The sequence below is a fragment of the Paenibacillus sp. FSL R7-0189 genome, assembly GCF_037969925.1.
Taxonomy (GTDB): domain Bacteria; phylum Bacillota; class Bacilli; order Paenibacillales; family Paenibacillaceae; genus Paenibacillus_AQ; species Paenibacillus_AQ odorifer.
Genome location: NZ_CP150223.1, coordinates 907,512 through 932,492 on the forward strand (window position 1 = coordinate 907,512; position 24,981 = coordinate 932,492).

The window sequence follows — 24,981 nt, forward strand, 5'->3', positions numbered from 1 at the left end:
GTGAATAGATCCGTAATCATAGAGGATTGCCTAACTATTAAGCCTAGGATAATATAGTTGCGCAGGTCTGTATTTGTAAGAAAAAACGGCTCAATCATCCCTGTAGGTGATAGCCGTTTACTTATTCCCAAAGATTGTCCAAACCATCCGGACATGCCCCTGTTTTTACTCTCCCGCCATCCGCTCTATTCCAACGATTATCTTACTTTTGCCTCATATACGTCAAGCGCTGCCTGAACCCCAAACCCGCAAGGCCCCTTAAATCCATGACGCTGTAATGCGGCTTCCAGCGCTCCAAGCAGCCGCAACACGTTATTCTCACGACAGCTAAAACCCATCGTACCGATGCGCCAGATCCTTCCCTTTAACGGTCCAAAAGAACTGGCAATTTCAATTCCGAACCGCCCCAGCAGCAGCGAACGGACAGCTTCCCCATCTATCCCCTCAGGGATCAGCACACAGGTAACAACAGTAAGCTTGCAGGAAGGATCCCCGTATAGTTCTAAACCCATAGCTTTTAATCCAGCTACAAGTGCTTTTTCATGGAGGATATGTCTGGCGAATCTGGCATCCAGCCCTTCTTCAAGGGTAAGCCGCAAGCCCTCCCGCAGTGCATAAAGCATTGAGGTCATCTCTGTATGATGATTGAGACGTTGTGGACTCCAGTAATCCTGAAGCATGCCGAGATCGAAATAATTGCTGCGGACAAAAGATAAGTCACCTGGCTGGACATCACTTGTTCTAATCCCTCGTTCTACTCGTTTTCGGGTCATGAGCTTAGCTTCAGCACGATCATTATACGTTATCGGTGCCATTCCGGAAGGGACGGACAGACATTTCTGTGTACCGCCAACGACGGCATCCAACATCCAAGCATCTGTCTCGACAGGAAGGCCCCCAATGGTTGCAACTGCATCAACTATGAATAAAGCATCCATCCGGCGGCAAGCTCTACCGATTTCCGCGAGTGGCTGCACACGTCCTGTAGAGGTCTCCCCATGAACCATTGCCACCACATGTGGCTTAAAAGTCTCCATAGCTGCTATCACTTCATCCGGCTCAAACACACTCCCCCATGGCTTTTCCAGCACGAACACCTCAGCGCCACATCTTTCAGCAATCTCATGCAATAGATGTCCGAAGCGGCCAAAGATCGGAATCAGCACACGCTCACCCGGCAGGATCAAACTAACCATCACGGCTTCAATTCCAGAACGAGAAGTACCATCGATAGGGTAAGCCCATGAATTACGAGTAGCGAACAGCTCCCGCAGCATTTCCATCGTTTCATTCATAATAGAGGTGAACTCTGGATCAAACTGACCCAGCACCGGAAAAGACATCGCCCGCAGTACACGCGGATCTACCTCGACCGGACCCGGAGTCATAATACAGCGTTGGGACGGCGACAAATCTTCGTAACGCTTCATGATGATCCTCCCTTAAAAGTTCGGCGAACTCTTTTTAATAAGCTAACTCATATAACATCGCAGTCAGAACCTCAAGCCCAGCCGCGAGCTGCTCAGGGGAGGTATACTCTTCCGGAGAATGGCTGATGCCAGCTCGGCTTGGCACAAATATCATCGCAGTAGGGCAACGCGGCGCCAATAGCTGGGCATCATGTCCCGCTCCACTTACCATCGTGCGGTACGTTTTCCCCTGTTGGCGGCAGATATTTTCCAGCATTGCAGATAGCTTCATATCCATAGGCGCAGGGACTGTGTGGAGCACGGATGTAGCCTCCAGAGTTACCCCACGTTTAACGGCAATTTCATTACATTCCGCAAGAAGCTTCTCACAGAAACGTTCCAATTCGTCCTCTTCACTATGGCGGATATCTAATGTAAAAAGAACCTCACCCGGGATTACATTTGGCGTATTCGGATTCACCTCAAGCTTACCCGAGGTTGCTACAAGAGGTTCACCAGCCGTTTTAGCAGAACTTTCAAGCACGTACAGCATTTCAACCGCACTAGCCAGTGCATCCTGCCGCATAAACATCGGTGTCGTGCCCGCATGATTAGCAATACCCCTGACCTTGACCACATATCGTCTCTGGCCAACAATCCCCTGAACTACGCCTATCTGAGTGTCTGTTTTCTCCAGAATAATCCCCTGCTCGATGTGCAGTTCTACAAAAGCACCAATATCATTTCTGACTCCAGTCCGCTTAGAAGCTTTCTCCTCCGTTATGTCCTGTAAGAAGCTGGATTGTGCCATTGCTGCTTTTAACGTCACGCCCTCTGCATCCGTACAGGTCTCGGCCTCGCTTCCGTCATACCTTTCCGTGACATGGCCCGAGCCCCAATAAGCAAGCGGAAATCGGCTCCCCTCTTCTTCACAAAAAGATACGACCTCAAGCGTCCGCTGCGGCTGGCCAAAGTTCCTCTGCAAATCTTGAAACGCAATCATAGCCGCAGCGATCCCATAGGCACCATCATATTTTCCGCCATTGACTACAGTATCGATATGCGATCCGGTTAAAATAACCTTTTGCTGCGGATCGCGTCCACTCAATCGTCCATATACATTGCCAACCTTGTCTACGGAAACTTCTAAGCCGAGCCCAGCCATTTTTTCCTGCAAAAAAATCTGCGCCCGGCTCCATTCCTCCGTATATAGCAGTCTAGTAACTCCTGGCCCAGGTGTGCTGAATGCCGCCAGCTCCTCCAGCAGCTCCAGCAGTTTCTGAGTCAACGCTTGAACTCTGGAATCATTCATAGGCTGTACTGCTCCTTCCTAATTCGCAGCCACTGTCCACCCCCCTCACTGATCACTCCTTCTTCAGAGGTATAGATCACATTCCCGCGACAGATCGTAGCAACTACTTTGCAGGACAAAGTTCTTCCGATGTAGGGGCTGTGCTTGTGGCGATACAATAAATCCTCCGCAGTCAGCGTATAGGTTGTATTTGGATTCAGCAGAACTAGATCGGCATCTAGACCTAGAGCTATAGCGCCTTTGCGATGCTCTATTCCAAACCGTTTTGCGGGTTGCCCTGCGAGCAGACGAGAAATTAACGTCACAGGCAATCCCCGCACATTCACGCCTTCATGGAACATAAGCTCCAGACTGCTCTGCGCACCCGAGATCCCACCCCAAGCTGCAAAAAAAGACAAGTCCGGCTTCACCTTCAATTCCGTTGGACAGGGGGAATGATCCGAAGCGATCAGATCGATTTTGCCGTGGGCTAGCATCTCCCATAACTTCTCCTGCTCCACCGCACTTCGCAGCGGAGGCGCACACTTCGCCACAGGTCCTAACGCCTCCATATCATTTTCAGTGAGGACCAGATAATGTGGACAGGTTTCGGCCGAAACGTCCAGACCTCGAAGCTTAGCTTCATAGATTTTCTCAATAGCAGCAGCCGTGCTGATATGAACAAAATGCAACCGGCAGCCCGTTCGTTCACTGTACAGCAGCGCCCTAGACACTGCCTCCAGCTCCGCTTCAGCTGGGCGGCAAGCCGCAAAATCACTTGCGCTGGTTCTGCCATTTCGCACTGCATCTGCGGTCAACACCGCCGTGATATCCTCACTTTCTGCATGAAGCGCCAAAATCCCGCCCAGAGAAGCGATTCGCTGCATCCCTTGATAGAGTGTATCCTCATCCACTTCACGGAATCTGCCTTCGCCCTCCCCTCCAGGATTGGAGAGAAAGGCTTTAAACCCAGTGACACCAGAGGCTGCCAAAACTTCTAAATCATCCAGATTGCCGGGAACGAGCCCACCCCACAGCACATAATCAACGGCAGAGTTTCCAGCCGCAGCATCTACCTTTTGACGAAGTGCAGCCTCGTTCACAGTCGGTGGATTGCCGTTAAGCGGCATATCTGCATAGGTTGTGCAGCCGCCAGCTGCCAACGCCGCAGAACCGCTGCGAAAACCTTCCCAATGTCCAAACGTTGGTTCATTAAAGTGGACATGCATATCAATCATACCGGGGAGGACATAGAACCCATCTGCGTCGATGACTTTGGTTAGCGGCGCAAGCGAAAGTTCCTCTCCAAGTGCGACAATCTTACCCTCTGATACTGCAATATCCAGCTTGAGTACCTGATCGGGCAGCACTACATTCCCGTTCTTAATCACAAGTTCATAGGATTCCTTCATGAGCTGCCACCTCCTCCGGTCGTCAACTTTCTCCTAACTTCCCCGATACGTACTATATCCACCAGGAGCTACTAGCAAAGGTACATGGTAGTGTTGCATGGAGCTCTCTATATGAAAGCGAATAGGTATCTGTTCTAGAAAAAAAGACATCTCACGTTGAGTGTCTACTGAGCTTTCTGTTACTTCTATGCCAGCTGCTGACGCTTTGGCATCAGCTCTACGGTAGTAATCGCCAACCATAAACAGCAGTTCGTAACATCCAGCCTCCATTTCGTTTCCCTCCAGCAGCGGAGCATCCAGCCTCCCGTCACTGTTCGTGACTTCTTCACACAGAAGCTTGCTCATCCCATCCGTAAGCTTCCAGAGCTGAAGCGTCAGACCTGTAGCAGGAATCCCCCGCGACAGATCCAGCACATGGGTGGTAAGACGCCCGCTCATTACGCTGTCTCTCCGGCCAGATCTGCACGGCTGACAGAAAAGCCCTGAAAACCATAGGGTGGACGAGGTTCGGTGAAGACTCCACCTTTAGTTTCTTCAGGCTCAACAATGGTTTCCCAAGTCCGGTTATTGGACTCAAATGAAACGGTAGCCAGCTGTGGAAAACGGGACAATACGCGCAGCCCAATTTGATAAATCAACGATTGGATTGAAGGACTGTTCAGCTCATGAAAAGCACTATGGGCGATATCGCGAACCTGCTCCGTAGCCACATATTGGCCTAAATCTCCATCCAGAGCATGTTCAACATCACTGTAGGTCCAGTTAATATTCAGAAAAATATAAAGCGGACGGTCAAAGCTCTCCGGCAATGTTGTATACTCATCACGGACGAATCCATAAAACGAGCTTCCACTTACTTTTATCAGCTGTAAATCCTTCAATCGGCATTCATGAGCGATAACCTCAGTCCCATTCTCTCCACGTTTTATAGTTAACGAAGCCGAATAAGATTCATTATTGGAGTGACGCAGTACTAAATGACTCTGTTTAAGCCCGTCAACCCCGGGCACCATCACCTGTTCAAAAGGTAACCGGTCTGCGGAAACTGAAACTGCGGTGACATGATCGTATTTATCGAGAAAACGGCTGCTTAGAAGCTGCAGTAGCCCCTCCGTTGTGCTTCCAGTGTAGTCCGCGGTATTGCGCAGGATGAAATTTTTCATAGAATCGGTAGCAACGACCATGGAATTATCCCCCTCTGAAAAAGAAGGAAGAAACGCTTCGCCCGTGACTGCGAATGTAATATTATGTGCGAATATAATGTTGTCGCAGCCCGTGAAGGAAGATTCGGGAACGGGGGTAACGGCCAGCGGTTTAGCGTAGGTACGATAAGTTAGCACATCACTTTTTCCATAAAACATTGTACGTCCGTTAATTGGTTCCAGCATGGCTGACACCCTCCCCGTTTATGATGAATGAATGAATAATTAAATAATTAAATCACTTAGGCGAAATCTCGTAATTGTACCGACTTCAGAAAAGGCTTGAACCCATTCCTCCTGAGGGGAACGCTCTACTCGCACTCCAATGGCGCTGATAATGTCATCTTTGTTTTTGCCACGAACAGCTAGAATAAAAGGGAAATGAAATTTGTCCGTATACTTTCGATTCAGATCATTTAATAGATTGAACTCTTCCGTTGTTAGCCGATCCAGTCCAGCTCCCTGCTGCTCTGAGGCAGACAAAGCCGTAACTTGAAGCCTAGTCGCCAAATCTGGGTGAGCTTTTAATAGTCCCTCCATTCGGCTCCGGTCAGCACTCAGTACGGTCTGCATCATTGTGCTATGCAAATGCTCTAAAGAATGGAACGGAATCTGCTTATATGCCTCCTCTGCTACCCACGATGAATGTTCAAAAATGCCGCCTAGATGCTTCACAAAATCCGTTATACTCATGGCATTTATCTCTTCCAACGTAAACATGCCTTCAGAAACGACCATCCACTCAACCTCCAATAGCTTTGTTAACAGCTCGTAAAATGCCTCCGTACCCTGTACAGCGACAAATGTTACCCGATAAAGCTTCTTCCACTTCACCCTGAGTAGGATGCGGGTTCTCTTCCAGCAGAGCAACCACCGAGATAACCATCCCTGGTGTACAATAACCGCATTGGAACCCCCCCTCTTCTAAAAAAGCCCGTTGAACGGGATGCAGGCCTACTTCACTAAGACCCTCAATCGTTGTAATTTCCGCACCTGAGCATTGATAGGCCATAACCAGACATGAATTCACTGGACGTCCATCCACCAGCACCATACATGCCCCGCAGCGGCCAATCTCACAAGAACGTTTTGTGCCGGTCAGCTCCAAATCTTCACGTATGACATTTAAAAGCCGGCGGGAGGGTGGAATCTCCATGGATATCGCTTTCCCATTAAGATTGCAATTAAAGGTGAACCTCTCTTCTGTGAAGGCTTCCTCAGACGAAGCTGGGATTGGGTTCTCTTCATCTAGATTGTGATCTGAATTATGACTCGGCATGGATGTTCACCACCTTTTGTGGAATAAACGGTGTAGACTGCAGCCATTCGGGATCAATGGGCAGCTTGGTTACCCGCTTCCCTACAGCCTGAAATATGGCGGACACGACTGCCGGAGCTAAATTGACGGAACCCACCTCTCCAATGCCGCGAGGACCGTACGTGTCATGATCCGGCAAATCCTCTATCGGCTGCACCTGAATGCTGCCATTCATGTCGGCAATGGTCGGCACCAAATAGGTGTCTAAATTTTTGGTGACATAGCTGCCGCCTGACATCACAGCATCCTCTGACAAAGTGAAGCCTACCGCCATACTGCTGCCACCTTCGATCTGCCCGAGATAACCTTGCGGATTAGCCACCGGTCCCGCCGCTACCGCATGATATTGGTCCAGTACACGGACACGTCCAGTAAGCAGATTAACTTCCACGCGGACTGCGATTGCAGAATAGGTGTATAGGAAATGTGCCCCCACTCTTTTAAAGGGTGTGGTTGGATAAGTAAACTTTGTATTACAGACAATGGGTTCTGAAATACGCTGTGCCAAGTCCTTGTAAGTCAGAAGCAGACCGCCGTCTTTTAGCCAAATGCCGCCAGGGCCGAGCTTCATTTCATAGTTATCCAGCTCCGGCTTTAACATCGCAGCTGCCTGCAGTACTTGAGTGGTGAAGTCTGGACGGAGCCGTTTCAAGGCCATCCACATCATGCTGGTTGATCGGGAAGCCGTACTAGATCCGCTATCAGGCACAACATCCGTATCGCCAATGACGATGCTTAGATCCTCTGCCGCCAAGCCAAACTGTTCAATCAGCATTTGTTCCATTGTTGCGATTAACCCCTGACCAAACTCCTCGTAACCAAACACCGCCTCAATCTTGCCCTCTAGCGTCAAAGAGAGCCTGCCACCCGCCGGATCGGGAATACCATAACCAAGTCCTGCACCATGCATAGCTATAGCAGCACCCGTTCCAGTTACGATCCAAGGTTCCACAACACCTGAATCACTGTCTGTAGATGCGGCCTCAGTCATAAGAGGCGAACCCGCCAGCGCTTCCCACACCTGAAAGGCACCATCGGTCTGAGCAATTTCCTGACCCAGTGGCCCCAGATCTCCATATTTACGCAAATTGCGGCGGCGCATTTCCCACGGATCGATCTGCAATCGCTCAGCCAACCGATCGATTTGTCCCTCCAAAGCGAAAATCGCCTGATTGCCGCCAAAACCGCGAAACTCACCAGATACACCGTTATTGGTATATACAGCAAAACCCTTCACATCCACATGATCGATGATATAGGGGCCCATCACATGTTCTGTCGCAAAGTTGAGCACCTCCGCCCCCAGTGTTGCGTAAGCTCCCGTATCCGAAATAATTCTGACCTGGTGTGCCCTGATGATTCCTTCGGGGTCGCAGCCAGTCTTCATGGTGATTTTCATGGGATGGCGTTTTAGTCCTGCACGTACCGATTCAGCTCTCGAATTATGCAGTCTTACCGGACGGAGTGTCCGCAAGGCAAGCAGCGCTCCATACGGCTGTACATTCAGCTCGTCTTTTCCTCCAAAGGACCCGCCGATAGGACTCGAGATGACGCGAATATCTTCTTGAGGAATAGCCAGAATTCTGGATAGCTGCAGGCGATCCATCAACCCATGTTGTGTAGCTGAATATACGATAAGCCGTCCGTTATCCTCTGGGATAAACAGTCCACCTTCAGTCTCCATATAGGTGTGCATTTGGCGTGGTGTATAGTAAGTCTCCTCTACCACATGACAGCAATCCGTAAATACCGTTTCCGGCTCCCCTTTCCGATATTCCGTATGATGAAGCACGTTTCCCTCGGCATGCAGCAAAATTGCGTCCTTTTTCATCGCCTCTTCCGGATTCTCCAGCAAGGGTAGAAGCTCATAATCCACTTCGATAAGAGATAAGGCGTATTCCGCAATTTCGTCCGTCTCAGCCGCGACTGCCGCAATCGCATCGCCAGTGTAACGCACACGATCACTGCAAAATACCGGTTGATGCGGCAAAGCTATGCCAAAGCCGTTAAGTCCGGGCACATCCTCATGAGTGATTACAGCGTGTATACCAGGGACTTCAACGGCCTTCTCAATGCGTATGGACAAAATACGAGCATGTGCCTGCTCACTGCGGAGCACGCGGCCGATCAACATTCCTTCTGCCCTCATGTCGGTCAAATACTGCAGCTTACCGGATACCTTGCCCTCTCCATCAGGTCGTGTACGCCAGCGGCTACCGCTGGATTCCTTATTCAGCAGCATTTTCCCTCTCTCCTTTCGTCGGGTTATTCACCTCTAAACTCCGTATATTCATAGCCTTCCACAGCTCAGATACAACCAAATTCCCAGCAGTCTTTTTCTTGTAAAGTTCTGTTGCAAAGGGATCACTATACGTCTCAAAGCTGTTCTCAACCCCTTCATATAAAGAAGCCAACAGCTCATCTGTATACCTCACACCTTCAAGCATAACTTCAGCCCTACTTAGTCGCTGTGGCCGCCCAGAGCCCCCACCTGCGGCGATACGCACCTCACGGAAACGGTGTTCCTCATCGATTGATGCTGAGATTGCTACCGTTACAAGTGAAGGGGTGAATGCTTCCCTGCGGCCAACCTTACGAAAAATTTCTAGCCTATCCGTTAACGGACTCTCTAAGCGAGTAGGTGAGATGCGAATCTCAGCCACAAGATCCGCCGCAGGTTTTATCCCGCTCCAGTGATTGTTTAGCCACTCTATCAAAGGTAGTGCCGTCATAAATTTGCCGTCAAAGGAGATTAACTCCGCGTCATAGACCAGTAACGCAGGTAGAATATCTCCGAAGCCAGAAGCGATATTGCCCCCGAGCGTGGCAAGATTACGCACCGACGGAGCCGCTATGCAACGTGCAGCCTCTTGCAGCGCAGGAGCTACGGCCTGCAAATGCTCATTACTGCGGCACTGGGAGAGTGGAACAAGAGCGCCCAGAGATAAGTGAAATTCCGTTAAGGTAATGTCGCCGAGATTTGTAATTTGCCGAAGATCAATCAGCTGTTTGGGCATATGAGTCGTTCCATTTTCCCACCCTGTTCTCAGCAGTGTTCCCCCTGCAACATATCGGGCACTGTCTCCAAACGCCGTTTTTCTCTCCCAAGCTTCGTGCAGGCTGCGGGGTTGAATTACTTCAGGTAGCCTTCCTTCCTCTTCCCGTATAGCTCCCATACACTCCGCCTCCCTTTTTGAGTACCAGATTGCCACTTCCCTTCTCGTATAGCCTGCCTTAAAACCTTTGTTCCCGAATATAAGGAACTCCAAGCGCCTCCGGTGTGCCGGATGGTTTGTTGCGATTGCGGTACCCCAGGTACATCAGGACCAGAATGGTCACAAGGTACGGAATCATTTTGAGAAAATAGGGCGGAACTGCACTGCCCAGCAATTGAATACGGAAGCCAAGTGAATCCAATGCCCCAAAAAAGTAGGCGCAGAACAAGGCACGCAGCGGATTCCATCTGGCGAAAATCACCAGCCCTACCGCAATCCAGCCCCGGCCGGCTGTCAGCCCTTCATTCCAGGTTGGCGCGTAGGCCAATACCATATCCGCTCCGGCCAGGCCGATGAGAGCAGCACCGGTGATCACATAGCTGTAGCGGATAAGCTGTACACGGATCCCCATCACATCTGCGGTAGCCGGACTGTCTCCGACTGCCCGCAAATGCAGGCCCCATGAAGTGCGGTGAATTAGCAGATGCAGAGCAAGCACTAGCAGCAGGCTAAACCAGGTTAGGTAGTCCATGTTGCCGAATATTTTTCCGATGAACGGTACATTTTCCAGCCAAGCCAGATGCAGCTTAGGGGAGGTTCCCGGCAAAGGAATGCCGCTGATCGGTTTACCAAGATAAGCGCTCAACCCACTGCCAAACAGGGTCATCGCAAGACCGGACATCGTTTGATTCGCCCGCAAGGTCACACAGAGAAAAGAATGCAGCAAACCAAGTACAGCCGTTATAGCTACGGTAGCCAACAGAGCCAGCAGCAGGTTTCCGGAGCGAATATACACGATACAAGTGATGACCGCTCCCATCAGCATCAGACCTTCAGCCCCAAGCTGTATAATGCCGGCTCGTTCATTTAGAATGCCTCCCAGCGTAGCCAGCAGCAGCGGGGTCCCTGCGGAAATAGCGGCAATAAGTAGCTGTGTTGTAAAATCCATTGCCTATCTCCCCCCTTTCAGCTGAACCCGGCTACGGCGAATGCGGAAACGATAGATCATATCGCCAGCAATCAAGAAAAACAGGATGGAGCCCTGCAGCATTTCTGATATCGATGAGGGCAGCCCGATGGTTTGAACACTATATCCGCCAACAATTAAGCCACCGAATAAAATAGAAGTAACGATTAGACCGAGTGGATTCAATTTGGCCAGCCAAGTCACAATAATGGCGGTGTATCCATACCCCGGTGAAATGCCCTGCATCAGCTTGTGTGTAACACCGGAGACCTCCGCCATGCCAGCGATCCCGGCAAGCCCCCCACTGATCAGCATGACGATAATAATATGGCGCTTGATAGGAACCCCCGCGTATCTGGCTGCAACAGGATTGGCCCCAATCAGCCGGAGCTCGTAACCCCACTTGGTAAAACGAATCATTAAGTAATAAATCACAACGGCGATAAGTCCAAATAACAATCCAATATGCAATCTTGTACTTCCGAGAACAGGCAGCGATTGAGCCGCAGTAAACATAGGTGATCCCGGGAAATTAAATCCTTTAGGATCTTTCCAAGGTCCGAATACCACGTAATCGAGCGCCAATAGGGCAACATAATTCAGCATTAATGAAGTGATTAGCTCATTCACTCCAAAATGTGTCCGCGGAATAGCAGTCAGCAATCCCCAAAGCGCACCCGCGGCAATCCCGAACAGCAGCATTAAGCTCAGGGACCAGAATGAAGGTAAGTCAGGAAAATAAATCGTGACCGCTGTGGCCGCCATAGCCCCAACAGTTAGCTGACCTTCTGCTCCAATATTCCATACCGAAATGCGGTAAGCCACAGCAATCCCAAGCCCACATAGAAGAAGCGGGATCGCTTTAACCATCGTTTCCGTGAGCCCATACGCAGTGCCAAATGCGCCACGAAACATTTTTTCATAGACCAGCACCGGATTCATGCCATTCGCCGCAATAAATAGGGCACACAACAATAGCGCTAAAATTATAGATACAATAGGTGTCCACCAAGGAGAACGGATGCGGCTGGCATCGTATTCGAAACGTAGAGAGAATCGTTTTCCGGAGTGGGAGGGGAGGGGTTCCAGTACAGCTGCTGCGGTATTTCTTCCATTCTCCAGACTCATACGGCGCTCTCCTCTCTATTATCAATACCAGCCATTAGTAGTCCGATGCTCTCTCGATTCGCTTCCTCATGTGTACTCTCACCAATAATTGAGCCGTTATAGATCACTAGAATCCGGTCGGACAACTGAAGCAATTCATCTAAATCCTCCGAAATTAACAACACGCCACTACCTGAACCACGCAGCTCCATAAGAAGGTCGTGAACACCAGCCGTGGCACCTACATCCAGCCCTTGTGTCGGATGAACGGCGACCATCAGCTTCGGCCGATGACTGATCTCACGTGCAAAGAGCAGCTTCTGCTGATTACCACCTGACAACTGTTGTATTGGCGTCTCCAGCTCAGGTGTTTTGACATTAAAGCGCTGGACCAGCTCCTGTGACCACAAACGGTTCTTCGCGGACTTCAAGAAACCAAATTTGGAGTGCTCCTCTGAGCGGTAAGACTTAAACAAAAGATTATCCACCGATCCGAGGCGTCCAGCTAAACCGCTCTTCATCCGGTTCTCCGGCACGTGGGAGATTCCTGAATCAATTGCCCCTCTAACCGAAGCGGATTTCACCGTCTTTCCATCAAACGTGATTTCACCACTTTTCCAGCCTCTAAGACCAGTTAACACTTCAGCCAGTTCCTTTTGCCCATTGCCAGCTACCCCAGCTACGCCTACAATCTCTCCTTTACATACGTTCAGAGAGAAGTGATCCAGTGCTTTTCGCCCGTGATCGGCATATACGTCCACATCTTTCACTTCTAATAAAGAATCCCCTTCAGTGGCTTCCCGTTCTTGACGGGTGATGGTTACTTCCTTGCCCACCATCAGACGAGCCAGCTCCAGTTCATCTGTATCTGCTGTGGTCAGCGTGGCGATCATTTTTCCTTTGCGCATGACGGAAATCCGATCGGAGGACGCCATAACCTCTTTCATTTTATGAGTAGTTATAATGACCGTTTTTCCTGCCTGCTTCATGACCCGCAGCGTTTCAAATAGCTGTTCCACCTCTCCCGGGGTCAGTACAGAGGTTGGTTCATCCAGAATAATAATGTCAGCCCCGCGATACAGCGTCTTAACAATTTCAACACGCTGCTGTTCACCCACGGATAACTGCCAGATCGGGCGATCCACCGGGAAATTCAGTCCAAACCGTTCTGCTAATGCCTTTATCTCCTTGCGTTTGTTCTTCATCCATTTACGGCCGCGCCAGAAAGACGACTTTTCGCCAAGCACGATATTTTCCGCTGCTGTAAGGCTTTGCACCAGCCTAAAGTTCTGAAACACCATACCTACACCCAGCTGTGCAGCATCTTTAGGAGAACGGATCAGAGCACCTTTCCCATGAATGGAGATTTCTCCTTCATCTGCTCTATACACCCCTGACAGCATGCTCATCACCGTGCTCTTCCCGGCCCCATTCTCCCCAAGCAACGCATGAATCTCACCCGCATTTGCCGAAAAGTCGACTTGATCACTGGCGGTTACCGAGCCGAATTTTTTCACAATCCCCCGCATTTCAACTGAAGTTCCCCGCATGGCCTGAACCCCTCCTTCCTTCAAGTTGTAGTACGGGTGGGGAAGTTTCCGCTTAACGGAACCCGCCCCACCCATAGATTGTGCACATCTTATTCCCTATTTTTAAACATTATTGCGGGATAGTTCCTTCCACACCCTTTACGAGCCAGTTCATGCCCAGCACTTCCTCCAAGGTCAGCTTCTGACCCTCCTGAACCTTCACATTCCCTTGATTATCTGAGATCGGACCTGTGAAAACCTCCAGCTCACCACTGATAATTTTGGCTTTGGCGTCTTCGACAAGCTTTTTCACATCATCTGGGATCTTGTTCCCGAAAGGAGCCAGCTCCACCATACCGTCAGCCATATCACCGGAATATTGCTCGCTCTTCCAGGTTCCATCCATAACTGCCTGCACAGCTTTTACGTAATACGGCCCCCAATTCCATACCGGGTTCGTCAAATAATTGTCCGGAGCGTATTTGCTCATATCCGAGTCATTCCCCCCGGCAAAAGCCCCTCGTTCAGCAGCAGCCTGCAGTGTTGCAGGTGAATCCTGATAGGCCAAAAGCACATCCGCACCCTTATCCAGCAAGCTGATTGCCGCTTGACGTTCAGTCGTCGGGTCATACCATGTATTCGTCCATACCACATTCACCTTTACATCAGGATTGACACTTTGTGCTCCAAGGGTAAAAGCATTCAAGTTATAGATCACTTCGCTGATCGGAAAAGCCCCTACATAACCCAACTGATTATTTTTGGTCATTTTCCCTGCCGCTATGCCGCTCAAATAGCTGGCTTGATAGTTCTTCCCGAAGTAGGTCCCCATGTTCTCTGCGGTTTTGTAACCCGAAGCATGCAGGAACTTCACGTTGGGGAATTTGCCCGCTACATTTAATGTGAAATCCATATATCCGAAGCTCGTTGTAAACACGATGTCGTGTGATTGTGCAAGCTCGGTGATGATTCGTTCGGCGTCAGCACTTTCAGGGACATTTTCTACAAAGTCAGCTTTAATCCCAAGCTCCTTCTCCATATACAGCCGTCCTTGATCATGTTGGTATGTGTAGCCGCCATCCCCTGGAGGTCCGATATAAACAAAAGCAACCGTCGGTTTCTTTGCAGCCGGTTCTGTTGTTGCAGTTGCCTCTGTTGCCGCTGTAGTTGTCGCTGGTGCCTCAGTTGCATTTGTAGAAGTATTATTATTACTGCCACACCCCACCAAAGCCACCGTCATTAGAACCATTAATGCAAGACAAGATGTTATGAACTGACCCCTTTTTTTCATAATTCTCCTCCTCCAAATCATCTCTCATCATGGCTGCAACCATTAATGTACTTCTACTATACTTAGAGGTGGCCTTGGCGTAAATTTATATAACATACGTTTGTATATGAATATAAGAATCAGAACTTTTTTTGTGTGTAATGCACTAATTGGTTTTTGGAAGGTGAGTTACATGTCATATTATATGACCAAAGGTGGGAAAGGAACACTGTTTCAGATTACTTTTCAGACTATTCTTTACTTCACTTTCCATTTCTCAGAATCCATTGCTCCTGAATCTCACCAAAATCCGCTTTTGTATCTGCGTCCATGAAATAATGGGCAGACTCAGATTCCAGAACAATCCCCTTATAATCAGGTGAACGCAATATCCCCGCCGCTCCTCGATCTCCATCTAATCCCTGTAGTGCTGGAAACAACGTCTTCGAGAACAAAGCCGGGGGCATAGCCGACCCATTGCTGACGCTAGCGACATAATCCATCTCCGGAGATTGTTCAAACGTTTGTATTAGACGGTTCACTAATGCTGTAGTAATAAATGGCTGATCCGCAAGCGCCACAACTACTGCATCGGGCTGTAAAGGTAATACCGCATTAAGGCCACAGCGCAGTGAAAAAGACAATCCTAGATGTGCGGTTAAGCAAGTTTCGGTACGTCTGGATGCTTGCGGTTCAATCGCGGGTGGCAGCCATTCCAAGTTGTCATCCGCACGCACTACCACGATTAGCGGTTCTAGATTGCAACGATCCAATTCACTAAGCGCGACGCTCCCGAGTGAGACCTCCTGCGACAATTTCAGTGAAACCTTGGACACGCCCATCCGCCTGCTCTGCCCCGCTGCCAAATATATTCCTGCTACCTTCAATACTATCCGCTCCTTTGGGCAGCTCTCGTGAGCCCACCCTTCTAATTTGAATAATTTCCGCTATAATACTGACCGCAATCTCCTCCGGACCTTCTCCTCCAATCGGCAACCCTACAGGTGCATGCAAAGATGCAGGAGCCTCAAGCCCTTCCAGTAAAAGAGATATCCGCGCCTTCGAACCGATAATCCCTATATATAGAGGAGCAAGCGGAATCACACTCTCCAGGAACTGTCTATCCCGCCCAAGTTGATGACTGCAAATCAATACATAATCCTCCCGGGCTACGCCCAATCGCTCAACAACCTCCATAGGGGAACAAATTACTTGTTCAGCTCGAGGAAACTTATTGTGCAAGCTTCCTTCACGCCAATCCGCAACCGCTACCCGAAAGCCAACTCTGTCAGCAAGTTCCGCAATAGGAACCACATCACGTCCCCCGCCAAAAATCACAAGCCGCGGTTTGGGCACGAAATACGTATGGAATGCTGTCAATTCTGCTGGAGCGGCCATAAAGCGACCTGCCGCCAGGCTTTCTTTTGCCGAGTGGGATAATTTCGGATGTTTCTTGCTCTGCGGCAGTACAATGTCTGGATCCAGCTCCAGCTTATAGATAAAACCTTTCTCCACTGCTTCGCGGAACAAAATTAGCTTCTCTCCCCTAGCCAATCTGTCACTCGCCTGCACTAAAAGCTTGTAGAGCTGACCCCGCACGGGTTCTAGCACTACTTTGATTTTGCCTCCACAGCCGACAACCTCACCCCAGGACAGATCATCCGGAGACAGCATGTTGTATTCCACAATTTCGGGCAGCCCTCGTTCCCAGATCTCAGAAGTTCGCAGCTGCAGATCGTTTTCCAGACAACCTGGACTCAGGCTCCCAATCGTACCTTCTTCAAAAAACAACATCACCGCTCCGGCTTTACGATACGAGTGTCCCTCCACCTCTATCAGCGTTGCCAGCACCGCAGGCGCCTGATGGGTTTGAATATGCATTGCGATTTCATGTGTATTCACGAGGTTCCCCTCCTCCGTGTTTGCATTTCAACCCAGATCTTAGAACTAAGATCTTAGATCTTAGACCTTAGACCTTAGACCTTAGACCTTAGTCCCTTCCGAGCATCCTCCGAAACATGAATACTAACTTCAACCTCATTAGATCATTTATTTTTTTAAAATCGACGTCCAGCAGCTCACTAAGCTTCTCGATCCGGTAGGTAGCCGTGTTTCGATGAATAAACAGTTTCTTAGCCGTCTCATTAACATGACCATCGTTCTCTAGATAAACTTCCAGCGTCCGCAGCATTTCCCTGACATACTCCGGTTCTCGGTTAAGCAACCCTCTAAGACTTCCATTACAATATTTCTCCATAACCTCTGCCGGAATTTGCCCGAGTAGCAGGTTAAGCTCAAGCTGCCGGTAATGCACAACATTCCCTTTTACTCCCCCGCCCTGAAGCATTCCCATACAATCCTTTACCTCCGCAAAAGCCTCCTTCAGCCCCTCCGGCTTCGCTTTACAACTGCTTATCGCAGCTCGCGGATAATATCCCCTATCAAACTTCATGTTGTTAAAACAAGCCTGAATTAGATCCCGGAATTGTTCAGGACGCTGACGATCTCCCGGATATATAGACAAAAGTCCTTGATCTATGATCACATGAATTTCCTTTACTTCCCGCAGCCCGGGATGTTCAAGATATTCTTCTTTTAGTCTGAGCAGCTCACCTTGGCGTTCTTCCCCAGTCGCAGCTGTATCGGTCAATAGGAGACAAAATGGTGATTGAAGCAGCTCAATCTCCAAGTCGAGAGCAGCCTTCGCCAAATCTGTGTAAGATAAATTACCGCTCAAACAACGTCTCAGCAATCCGCTAAACTCCCTGTGTTCTGCCTGTTCAAAATAATCTTCGTATCCTGAATGAATATGATATGAAATAAGTTCAGCTCCCTGAACGAACAAACTTTCTTCCATTGGGAGCAATAAAGGGTCGATGGCACAAAACAATAGATATCCGGAGCACTTCTCTCCTTGCAAAAGTGGTGTACGGTAGCCCACATGATCTCCAACACGAAAGCGCTGATTCCGTTTCTGCCACGGCCACCCCTCCAGCAGCTGTGAAGGATGGTATTCAGAGTTGTTGTAGATCACATCCCCCCTTGCGCTAACCACCACAAGTGAATGGCCAATCACTTCAGACACCGAATCAAACAACGGACGGCTGCGGACAGATCTTAGGGCAAATTGCATCAGCTTTTTCTGCTTTTCCATAATGCTCTGCAGAACGTGAGTGCTGCGGCTAAGCTCGGCGCGAAACAGACCATTCATCTGATCCGAAAAAGTAAACTCGAAAGGCAGCTGGATAAGCGGGAAGTTAAGACTCTCCGCTTCTGCAACCAGTTGCTCTGGTACTTCATCCCAAAATCGCCCCAGCTTAATGCCCAAGGCCGAAGATCCCCGGCGATTCAAAGTCTGCAGCAAGGCAGAGGCTTCCTCCATATTGTCCTTTATCAAATAGGCTGTCGTTAGCAGCATCTCGCCTTCTTTGATCCAATCCGAGATATCGGGAGCATCCATCACATTAATTGACTTCACAATTCGATGTTTCCCTTTAGACCCAGCGATAAGCTTCGCCTCGGACAAAGGATAAATGGACAACGCTTCTTCAACCGTAAGATGCATGCCACCCCTCCTTATTAGGATCAATAGAACCATTTCTGATTTATAATGTTATTTTATGTAACATTATAATTAAAATGAACCGTGTTGAATAGAGGGAAGTTAAATTTTCATGATTTATATGTTAATAAACTTAACACAAAATGAACATGGATCATTAATTATTAATTATTAATTATTAATTATTAATGATGAATGATGAATGATGAATGATGAATGATGAATTATTGAACTTTAGCTCATATCGTTCATGTGAACTGTATAAGGGGATTGGAAAATAGTAGGTGGAGTTGAGGGAGGGCTTTCGAGTAAAAACAAGTTTTTACGGGTTCACGCGGGAGTCGGAATAGGGAGTCGGAATAGGTGGCAGGGTATTCTCAGGCTATTCGAATTGGCCATCAAGATCGAAGTCGCAGGCACACCAGCGCTGCAAGACGGGGAATTGAGCAGTGTAGAAGATCCGTACAAGTAGAGATAATACCACCCCACTGTAGCTGTGGCGGAGGTACAAGCTCTTATAGATCCACTGCTGCCGGTAGAGGTGGAGGGCACTTTTGCACTTCTTTTTGGCTATTCGGCCGGAATTGCCGGGATGAAGGGCCTTTTTGCCCTTCTTTTTGACTACATAGGCGTCTTCGCCACATTCTGCGGGATTTATACCGTTCTTTTTAGCTACTTGGGCCACTTTCCCAGATTCTGCGGGATTTATACCGTTCTTTTTAGCTACTTGGGCCACTTTCCCAGATTCTGCGGGATTTATACCGTTCTTTTTGGACTTGGGCCACTTTCCCAGATTCTGCGGGATTTATACCGTTCTTTTTAGCTACTTGGGCCACTTTCCCAGATTCTGCGGGATTTATACCGTTCTTTTTGGACCTCTGTCAAGAAAGTGGACAGTCACGCAACAGACATTCTAGTCAATTGCTCAGCAAAACGAACTGGAGAAAGATACCCCAGCGCGCCATGCATTCGCTTGCGGTTATAGTAAAACTCAATATATTGAAAAAGTGTCTGGTAGGCTTGCTCCTTAGTTTTGAATCGTGGATTACAATAAATGAGCTCCTTTTTCAAAATGCTGTGCCACGACTCGATACAGGCGTTATCATAACAGTTACCTCTGCGGCTCATGCTGGACTCCATGCCATACGCTTTCAACTGCTGCCTGTATTCATGAGAAGTATATTGAGAACCTCTATCGGAGTGATGTAATAGACCCTTTTCCGGTTGTTTAGCTTCGTAAGCATCTTGTAAGGCGCCCGAAATTAAGCTAGTTTCCATATGGTTCTCCAAGCGCCACCCCACGATTTCGCGCGTGCAAAGGTCCATTACACTAGCCAGGTACAAGCGCCCTCCCCGGCAAGGAATGTACGTAATGTCGGTAACCCATACTGAATTGGGTTTGAGTATTTTAAATTGCTGGTTCAGCGTATTCGGGGCAATCGGATGGTCATGATTGGAGTCAGTGGTCTGTACGCGATACGTTTTGGAGACAATGGAGCGAAGCTTCATATGTCGCATGTACACACTCACCGTGCGTTCGGTAACGGTATAACCTTCTTGATGTAACAGGCGGGTGATCTTCGGACTCCCATACCGCTTTTGATGGTCTGCAAAATGATACTGAATTCGCTTCATTATCGCAGCCTTACGAAGCATATGCGTACTGTTTTTTTCTGTCCGCCACTTGTAGTACCCGCTCCGTGACACATGTAGGGTCATGCACATCTTCTCCAAGAGAAACTCGGAGCGATGTTTTTCAATAAACTGGAATCTCAGTTCCTTGGTTTGCTGAAGATGTGCACTGCTTTTTTTACGATCGCTAATTCCTCTTCCACATCAGCAATCTTGTTATCTTTTTCTTGAAGTTGACGGCTCATTTCTTTCAACAGTGCCTCGAGTTCCCGTACTCGATCCACGCTAGCTGCCGGTTCATTCTTTAGTTCTCGATACTGGCTCATCCATTGATGCAGGGTACTTTTTGGGATGTTGAGCTCTTCCGCCAAGTCGCCCACTGTCTTTGTTTGCTCTTGGATGAACTGCACTGTCTGTTTTTTAAATTCTTCGTTATACCGTTGTCGATGTTCTCCCATGTGAACACACCTCCGTGGACTCATTATCGCCAGTCTGTTAACTACTGTCCACTTTTTATTCTAGCTTCATTTTAGCTACTTGGGCCACTTTCCCAGATTCTGCGGATTTATACCGTTCTTTTTAGCTACTTGTGCCACTTTCCCAGATTCTGCGGGATTTATACCGTTCTTTTTAGCTACTTGGGCCACTTTCCCAGATTTCTACGGGATTTATACTGTTCTTTTTAGCTACTTGGGCCACTTTCCCAGATTCTGCGGGATTTATATCGTTCTTTTCAGCTACTTGAGCCATTTCCCCGGATTCTGCGGGATTTATACCGTTCTTTTTAGTTACTTATGCCACTTTCCCAGATTCTGCGGGATTTATACCGTTCTTTTTAACTACTTAAGCACTTCCCCCGATTTCTGCGGGATTTATACCGTCCTTTTTAGCTACTTGTGCCACTTTCCTGGATTCTACGGGATTTATACTGTACTTTTTAGTTACTTGAGCCATTTCCCCGGATTCTGCGGGAGTTATAACGTTCTTCTTTTTAGCTACTTGGGCCACTTTCCCAGATTTCTACGGGATTTATACTGTACTTTTTAGCTGCTTGAGCCATTTCCCCGGATTCTGCGGGATTTATACTGTACTTTTTAGTTACTTGAGCCATTTCCCCAGATTCTGCGGGATTTATACCGTTCTTTTCTCTCCAGCGACGTATTCACTTAAATCTACTGGTCTTATACCACATAATCGAGCGCTGAATTTATCTTTTTCACTCTACCACTCCACTATTGAGCCAACTTAAGCTACCTTAGTTTTTAAATCAACTCCACTGGGCTCCCCGGTGTAAATAAAACTAAGAGTAGGAGGGAATGACATGTGTATTTCGTTAATTTGTGAATGAATAAGTGAGTGTGGCGTTAGAGTGTATTGCTAGAATGTAATCCTAGAGTGTAATCCTATAGTGTATTCCTATAGTGTATTCCCAGAGTGTATTTCTAGAGTGTAATCCTAAAGCGTCTTCCTAGAATGTATTTCTAGAGTGTAATCCTAGAGTGTATTCCAAGAGGGTAATGGGGGAGTATCGGTTAACAGTAACTAGAAAATTAACTAGAAATGTAACTAGAAAAGTATCAAGATATGTTGTTCAGTAGCTACGGTCTGTTTAGTATCGCTGCTTTTTCAAGACCACTGCACTCAGCCTCTCAAGACTGCTGCCACACTTCATTCGCCCAAGAGAGTAACCGGAGATCCTGACCATGTCCGGCAATAACGGATAATCCCAGTGGCAATCCACTTGTGGAGAGCATAGGTAATGTTACCTGAGGCAAACCTGCCAACCCAGCTATGCAACTCAACATCATCGCACCACTACGATTCACCTCCAATTGGCGCAAATCCCCTCCACGCAGCGGCGCTGGTCCCGGAACTGTCGGAATCACAAGACAATTGTCCTCTCCTAGCAGCAAGCGCAAATGATTAGAAATCTCTTTTTGCTTACATTGTGCAACGCTATGATCCTCTTCCGCCAAACTGGCAGCCCACGAGAATCGCGCTGCAATATCAGGCCCAAAGACTGGTTTCTCGTTCTCAATCCAAACGCCATGAGTTTCCCAAATTTCATTCCCCTGCAATTCTCTAAAAACATCCATCCAGACCCTTAACCCCTCCAAAGCAATTTCTATCTCCATGAGATGATCTGCCCCGGATCGCAAACAACTTAATCCCTCCGATAAAATAGCTGCATTCTCCAGATTAACCAAAGCCCAGCAGTCAGTAGCAACAAATAAAGTACCCATTTTATTTTTGTCTTCCATATTCTTTTTTACCTTGTTTTCCGGGCCAATCTCTAAAATTTTCTCCGTACTCTTCTCAGCACTCTTCTCAATACGTTTCTCCAAAATCGTTTCTAAACTTTCCTTCTGGCTCTTTTCTAAATTATTTTTATCAGTCTTCACCATGTCTCCCTCTAAGTTGTTCTTCAAATTTTCCAATACATTCTTCTCTATGCTCTTCCCTACAGTTTCTTCTAGACTACTTCCTATTTTCTTCGACGTCTTTACAGATGTACTCCCATCCACAAGTAACACTTCCCCTACCTTCTGGAGCACATCCAAGCGATCCGACACCCAGCCAACTGTATCAAAAGCCGGAGATAATGGAATAACACCTTGAAAATCCACAGCTCCATGCGTTGGCCGGAAGCCATATACTCCGCAATAAGAGGAAGGTACTCGAATTGAGCCACCGGTATCTGTTCCGAGCGCAAAATCAACACTACCAGAAGCTACCGCTACTGCCGAACCACTTGAAGATCCGCCTGGGATACGACCTACAGCACGCGGATTAATCGGCGTTCCATAATGATGGTTCTCGCCGCCCAGACTATACATCAGCTCATCCGTATAGGCAGCACCACGAAGTGTAGCACCCGACAACAGTAAACGATGTACAGCCACCGCATGCTCCGTGGACGGATGGTGGCTACGCAGCCAATCAGGATTACCTGCAGAAGAGCTGTGTCCAGTTACAGCAAATACATCTTTTACTGCAAAGGTCAGTCCATCCAATATCCCGCTTCCTAAACTCTCAACCGTAAGCTCAGGATCTATAAACGCACCATACCGATTATCCAAAACCATAATTCCCCCTCCTCCCTAGACCATTACTTTTACCCTTCCATCAGCCTTTCGGATCCCACGCTTCTCCTACGATTCCTCCAGCGTTCCTTCCAATTCCTCATCTTTCCTCCTACGACCCATCAGCAGCTTTTCCATCCATCATTCCACCTACGATTCTTCCATCAGCCTTTCGGATCCCACACCATACCGCCTTCGATTCCTCCAGCAGTCCTTCCAATTCTCCATTTTTCCTCCTACGACCCCATCAGCAGCTTTTCCATCCATCATTCCACCTATGATTCCTTCAGAGTCCTTCCAATCCTTCCATCACAACTATACCTACCATCCAATCGCCGCACCATCGCAGCGTCGGTCCGTTCCCCCACTGCGGTATCCATTGTCATCTATCGAAATCATGTGAGCGTGACCCATAATCCCATCATAGTCATCTACTTTCCGGACAATATGACCGGCTGCGGCCAAATCTGCCAGCACCTCATCAGCTACCCTGCTCTCCACCTTCAGTTCTTGCGTAGGCTCTCCCCACGTTCTCCCCCACACAAAACGCGGCTCATTCACAGCCATTTGTGGATTCATGCCATAATGCAGCATCCGTGTGAGCAGCAGGGTTTGAGTCTGTGGTTGACCTTCGCCACCTTGCGTCCCGTACAGAATCGCAGGTTTGCCCTCGCGGCAGGCCATCGCTGGCATCAGTGTGTGGAAGCTGCGCTTATGCGGCTCAAGCGTATTGATGTGCCCGGGGTCCAGCGAAAAAAACGAACCTCGATTCTGCAGCAGAATCCCAGTATCCCCAGCGGCCACGCCCGAACCAAATTCAAAATACAGACTCTGAATAAAAGAGACCGCATTCCCGTCCTCATCCACAACCGCAGCATAAGCTGTATCACTGCCGATAGGCTGACTTGTCAGTTGCGCAGCTTTTTGCATCGAGATAGTAGACGCTAATTGTCCTGCATAACGTTTATCCAGCAGCTGCTCCAAAGGAATAGCACTAAAATCCGGATCTGTAAGCACCCTATCCCGATCGCGGAAGCTTAGCTTCAACGCTTCAACAAGCAGGTGATAATATTCATACGAACCATGCCCGATTGCTTCAAAATTGTAATGTTCCAATAAATTAAGACTCATTAGTCCAGTGAAACCTTGAGAATTAGGCGGCACTTGATATACCGTATGCCCGTGATAATCCGTATGAATCGGCTCGACCCAATCCCCCTGATGATCCGCAAAGTCATCCCGAGTCAAATACCCGCCAGTTGCCAGCATATAGTCACAGATGTCCTCCGCAATCTTCCCCTTATAAAAAGCATCCCGCCCACCCGCCGCCAATGTCCGCAGGGTGGCCGCCAGCTGTTTTTGCTGGAATCGCGATCCAGCACAAGGAATCACGCCGCCTGGCGTGTAAATCGCTGCCGCCTCCGGCGACAGCGCAGAGCCCGCAACAGCCGTGTTATTCCGCTGATCCGGCGACAGCGGAAATCCCTCCAAAGCATAACCAATGGCAGGTTCCAGTACCTCCGCCAGCATAAAGCGGCCATACTTACTCAGTACGGCATCCCAACTGTCCGCCATCCCCGGCACCGTAATGGCGCTGCGAATCCCCCGCCGCGGGATGAAAGCTTCCCCGGCATAGCTGCTTCTGCGGACTCCGTACCCGGAGCGCCCGCTTCCGTTATAGGCCCGAACACGCGCCTCTTGCGTGTTATAGGTCAACCAAAAGGAATCTCCGCCTAGCCCCGTCATATGCGGATATACAACAGCTAGTGTCGCACTGATCGCCACCGCTGCATCAAAGGCATTCCCCCCTTTTTCCAACATACGTGCACCAGCAGCCGAGGCTAAATAATGGGGGCTAACTACCATAGTTTTTGTGCCTATTACGGGTTTCTCCGCCATGTTCCGTCCCCCTATCTTTTACGGGTTTCTCCGCTCCGCCATGCCCTTCCCTCTATGTTTTTCGGGTTTCTTCCCCATGCCATTC

At 48.7% G+C, this 24,981-nt stretch carries 20 protein-coding genes; all 20 read right to left on the reverse strand.

Features of this window, described 5'->3' with window-relative positions; all coding sequences use genetic code 11:
- Positions 1-197: 197 nt before the first annotated feature.
- A complete protein-coding gene (locus MKY63_RS03800) occupies positions 198-1,430 on the reverse strand; it encodes an alanine--glyoxylate aminotransferase family protein (RefSeq protein WP_339811580.1) in 1,233 nt (410 codons plus the stop codon).
- A 34-nt stretch (positions 1,431-1,464) separates the two neighbouring features.
- Positions 1,465-2,721, reverse strand: a complete 1,257-nt coding sequence (locus MKY63_RS03805; RefSeq protein WP_339811583.1) for a Zn-dependent hydrolase — start codon at positions 2,719-2,721, stop codon at positions 1,465-1,467.
- Complete coding sequence (locus tag MKY63_RS03810) at positions 2,718-4,112, reverse strand: allantoinase (protein WP_339811585.1); 1,395 nt, start codon at positions 4,110-4,112, stop codon at positions 2,718-2,720. The genes MKY63_RS03805 and MKY63_RS03810 overlap by 4 nt, the downstream gene beginning before the upstream one ends.
- 33 nt (positions 4,113-4,145) lie before the next feature.
- Positions 4,146-4,550: a hydroxyisourate hydrolase gene (gene uraH / locus MKY63_RS03815; protein WP_038569253.1), complete on the reverse strand. Its 405-nt coding sequence runs from the start codon at positions 4,548-4,550 to the stop codon at positions 4,146-4,148.
- Complete coding sequence (gene pucL, locus MKY63_RS03820; protein WP_339811586.1) at positions 4,550-5,500, reverse strand: factor-independent urate hydroxylase; 951 nt, start codon at positions 5,498-5,500, stop codon at positions 4,550-4,552. The genes uraH and pucL overlap by 1 nt, the downstream gene beginning before the upstream one ends.
- Positions 5,501-5,539: 39 nt before the next feature.
- Positions 5,540-6,052 (reverse strand): 2-oxo-4-hydroxy-4-carboxy-5-ureidoimidazoline decarboxylase, encoded by a 513-nt coding sequence (gene uraD, locus MKY63_RS03825; RefSeq protein ID WP_339811587.1) that lies wholly within the window; start codon positions 6,050-6,052, stop codon positions 5,540-5,542.
- Positions 6,053-6,056: 4 nt separating this feature from the next.
- Positions 6,057-6,470: a (2Fe-2S)-binding protein gene (locus MKY63_RS03830; RefSeq protein ID WP_052097432.1), complete on the reverse strand. Its 414-nt coding sequence runs from the start codon at positions 6,468-6,470 to the stop codon at positions 6,057-6,059.
- Positions 6,471-6,579: 109 nt separating this feature from the next.
- Positions 6,580-8,874, reverse strand: a complete 2,295-nt coding sequence (gene pucD / locus MKY63_RS03835) for a xanthine dehydrogenase subunit D (RefSeq protein ID WP_076099505.1) — start codon at positions 8,872-8,874, stop codon at positions 6,580-6,582.
- On the reverse strand, positions 8,861-9,808 hold the full coding sequence (locus tag MKY63_RS03840; protein WP_076107240.1) for an FAD binding domain-containing protein: 948 nt from the start codon (positions 9,806-9,808) through the stop codon (positions 8,861-8,863). The genes pucD and MKY63_RS03840 overlap by 14 nt, the downstream gene beginning before the upstream one ends.
- Before the next feature lie 58 nt (positions 9,809-9,866).
- The gene (locus MKY63_RS03845; protein WP_036680033.1) at positions 9,867-10,796 is read right to left on the reverse strand and encodes an ABC transporter permease; all 930 of its coding nucleotides are present in this window, start codon (positions 10,794-10,796) and stop codon (positions 9,867-9,869) included.
- Between the two features lie 3 nt (positions 10,797-10,799).
- Complete coding sequence (locus MKY63_RS03850) at positions 10,800-11,942, reverse strand: ABC transporter permease (protein ID WP_036680034.1); 1,143 nt, start codon at positions 11,940-11,942, stop codon at positions 10,800-10,802.
- Positions 11,939-13,471, reverse strand: a complete 1,533-nt coding sequence (locus tag MKY63_RS03855; RefSeq protein WP_036680036.1) for an ABC transporter ATP-binding protein — start codon at positions 13,469-13,471, stop codon at positions 11,939-11,941. The genes MKY63_RS03850 and MKY63_RS03855 overlap by 4 nt, the downstream gene beginning before the upstream one ends.
- 109 nt (positions 13,472-13,580) lie before the next feature.
- Positions 13,581-14,741 carry a BMP family ABC transporter substrate-binding protein gene (locus MKY63_RS03860; protein WP_036680038.1) on the reverse strand — a complete coding sequence of 387 codons (1,161 nt, stop codon included), beginning with the start codon at positions 14,739-14,741 and terminating at the stop codon, positions 13,581-13,583.
- A gap of 242 nt (positions 14,742-14,983) precedes the next feature.
- Positions 14,984-15,556 (reverse strand): NTP transferase domain-containing protein, encoded by a 573-nt coding sequence (locus tag MKY63_RS03865; RefSeq protein WP_170914181.1) that lies wholly within the window; start codon positions 15,554-15,556, stop codon positions 14,984-14,986.
- Entirely contained in the window at positions 15,498-16,622 is a 1,125-nt protein-coding gene (locus MKY63_RS03870) for an XdhC family protein (protein WP_076141111.1), read from the reverse strand. Before MKY63_RS03870 ends, MKY63_RS03865 begins: the two co-directional genes overlap by 59 nt.
- 88 nt (positions 16,623-16,710) lie before the next feature.
- The gene (locus MKY63_RS03875; RefSeq protein ID WP_076275381.1) at positions 16,711-18,285 is read right to left on the reverse strand and encodes a PucR family transcriptional regulator; all 1,575 of its coding nucleotides are present in this window, start codon (positions 18,283-18,285) and stop codon (positions 16,711-16,713) included.
- A gap of 894 nt (positions 18,286-19,179) precedes the next feature.
- Positions 19,180-20,106 (reverse strand): IS3 family transposase, encoded by a 927-nt coding sequence (locus MKY63_RS03880; protein ID WP_143766314.1) that lies wholly within the window; start codon positions 20,104-20,106, stop codon positions 19,180-19,182.
- Entirely contained in the window at positions 20,055-20,372 is a 318-nt protein-coding gene (locus MKY63_RS03885; protein WP_339811590.1) for a transposase, read from the reverse strand. Before MKY63_RS03885 ends, MKY63_RS03880 begins: the two co-directional genes overlap by 52 nt.
- 1,191 nt (positions 20,373-21,563) lie before the next feature.
- On the reverse strand, positions 21,564-23,000 hold the full coding sequence (locus MKY63_RS03890) for an amidase family protein (protein ID WP_235219436.1): 1,437 nt from the start codon (positions 22,998-23,000) through the stop codon (positions 21,564-21,566).
- Positions 23,001-23,318: 318 nt separating this feature from the next.
- The gene (gene ggt / locus MKY63_RS03895; RefSeq protein WP_036680047.1) at positions 23,319-24,896 is read right to left on the reverse strand and encodes a gamma-glutamyltransferase; all 1,578 of its coding nucleotides are present in this window, start codon (positions 24,894-24,896) and stop codon (positions 23,319-23,321) included.
- Positions 24,897-24,981 lie beyond the last annotated feature (85 nt).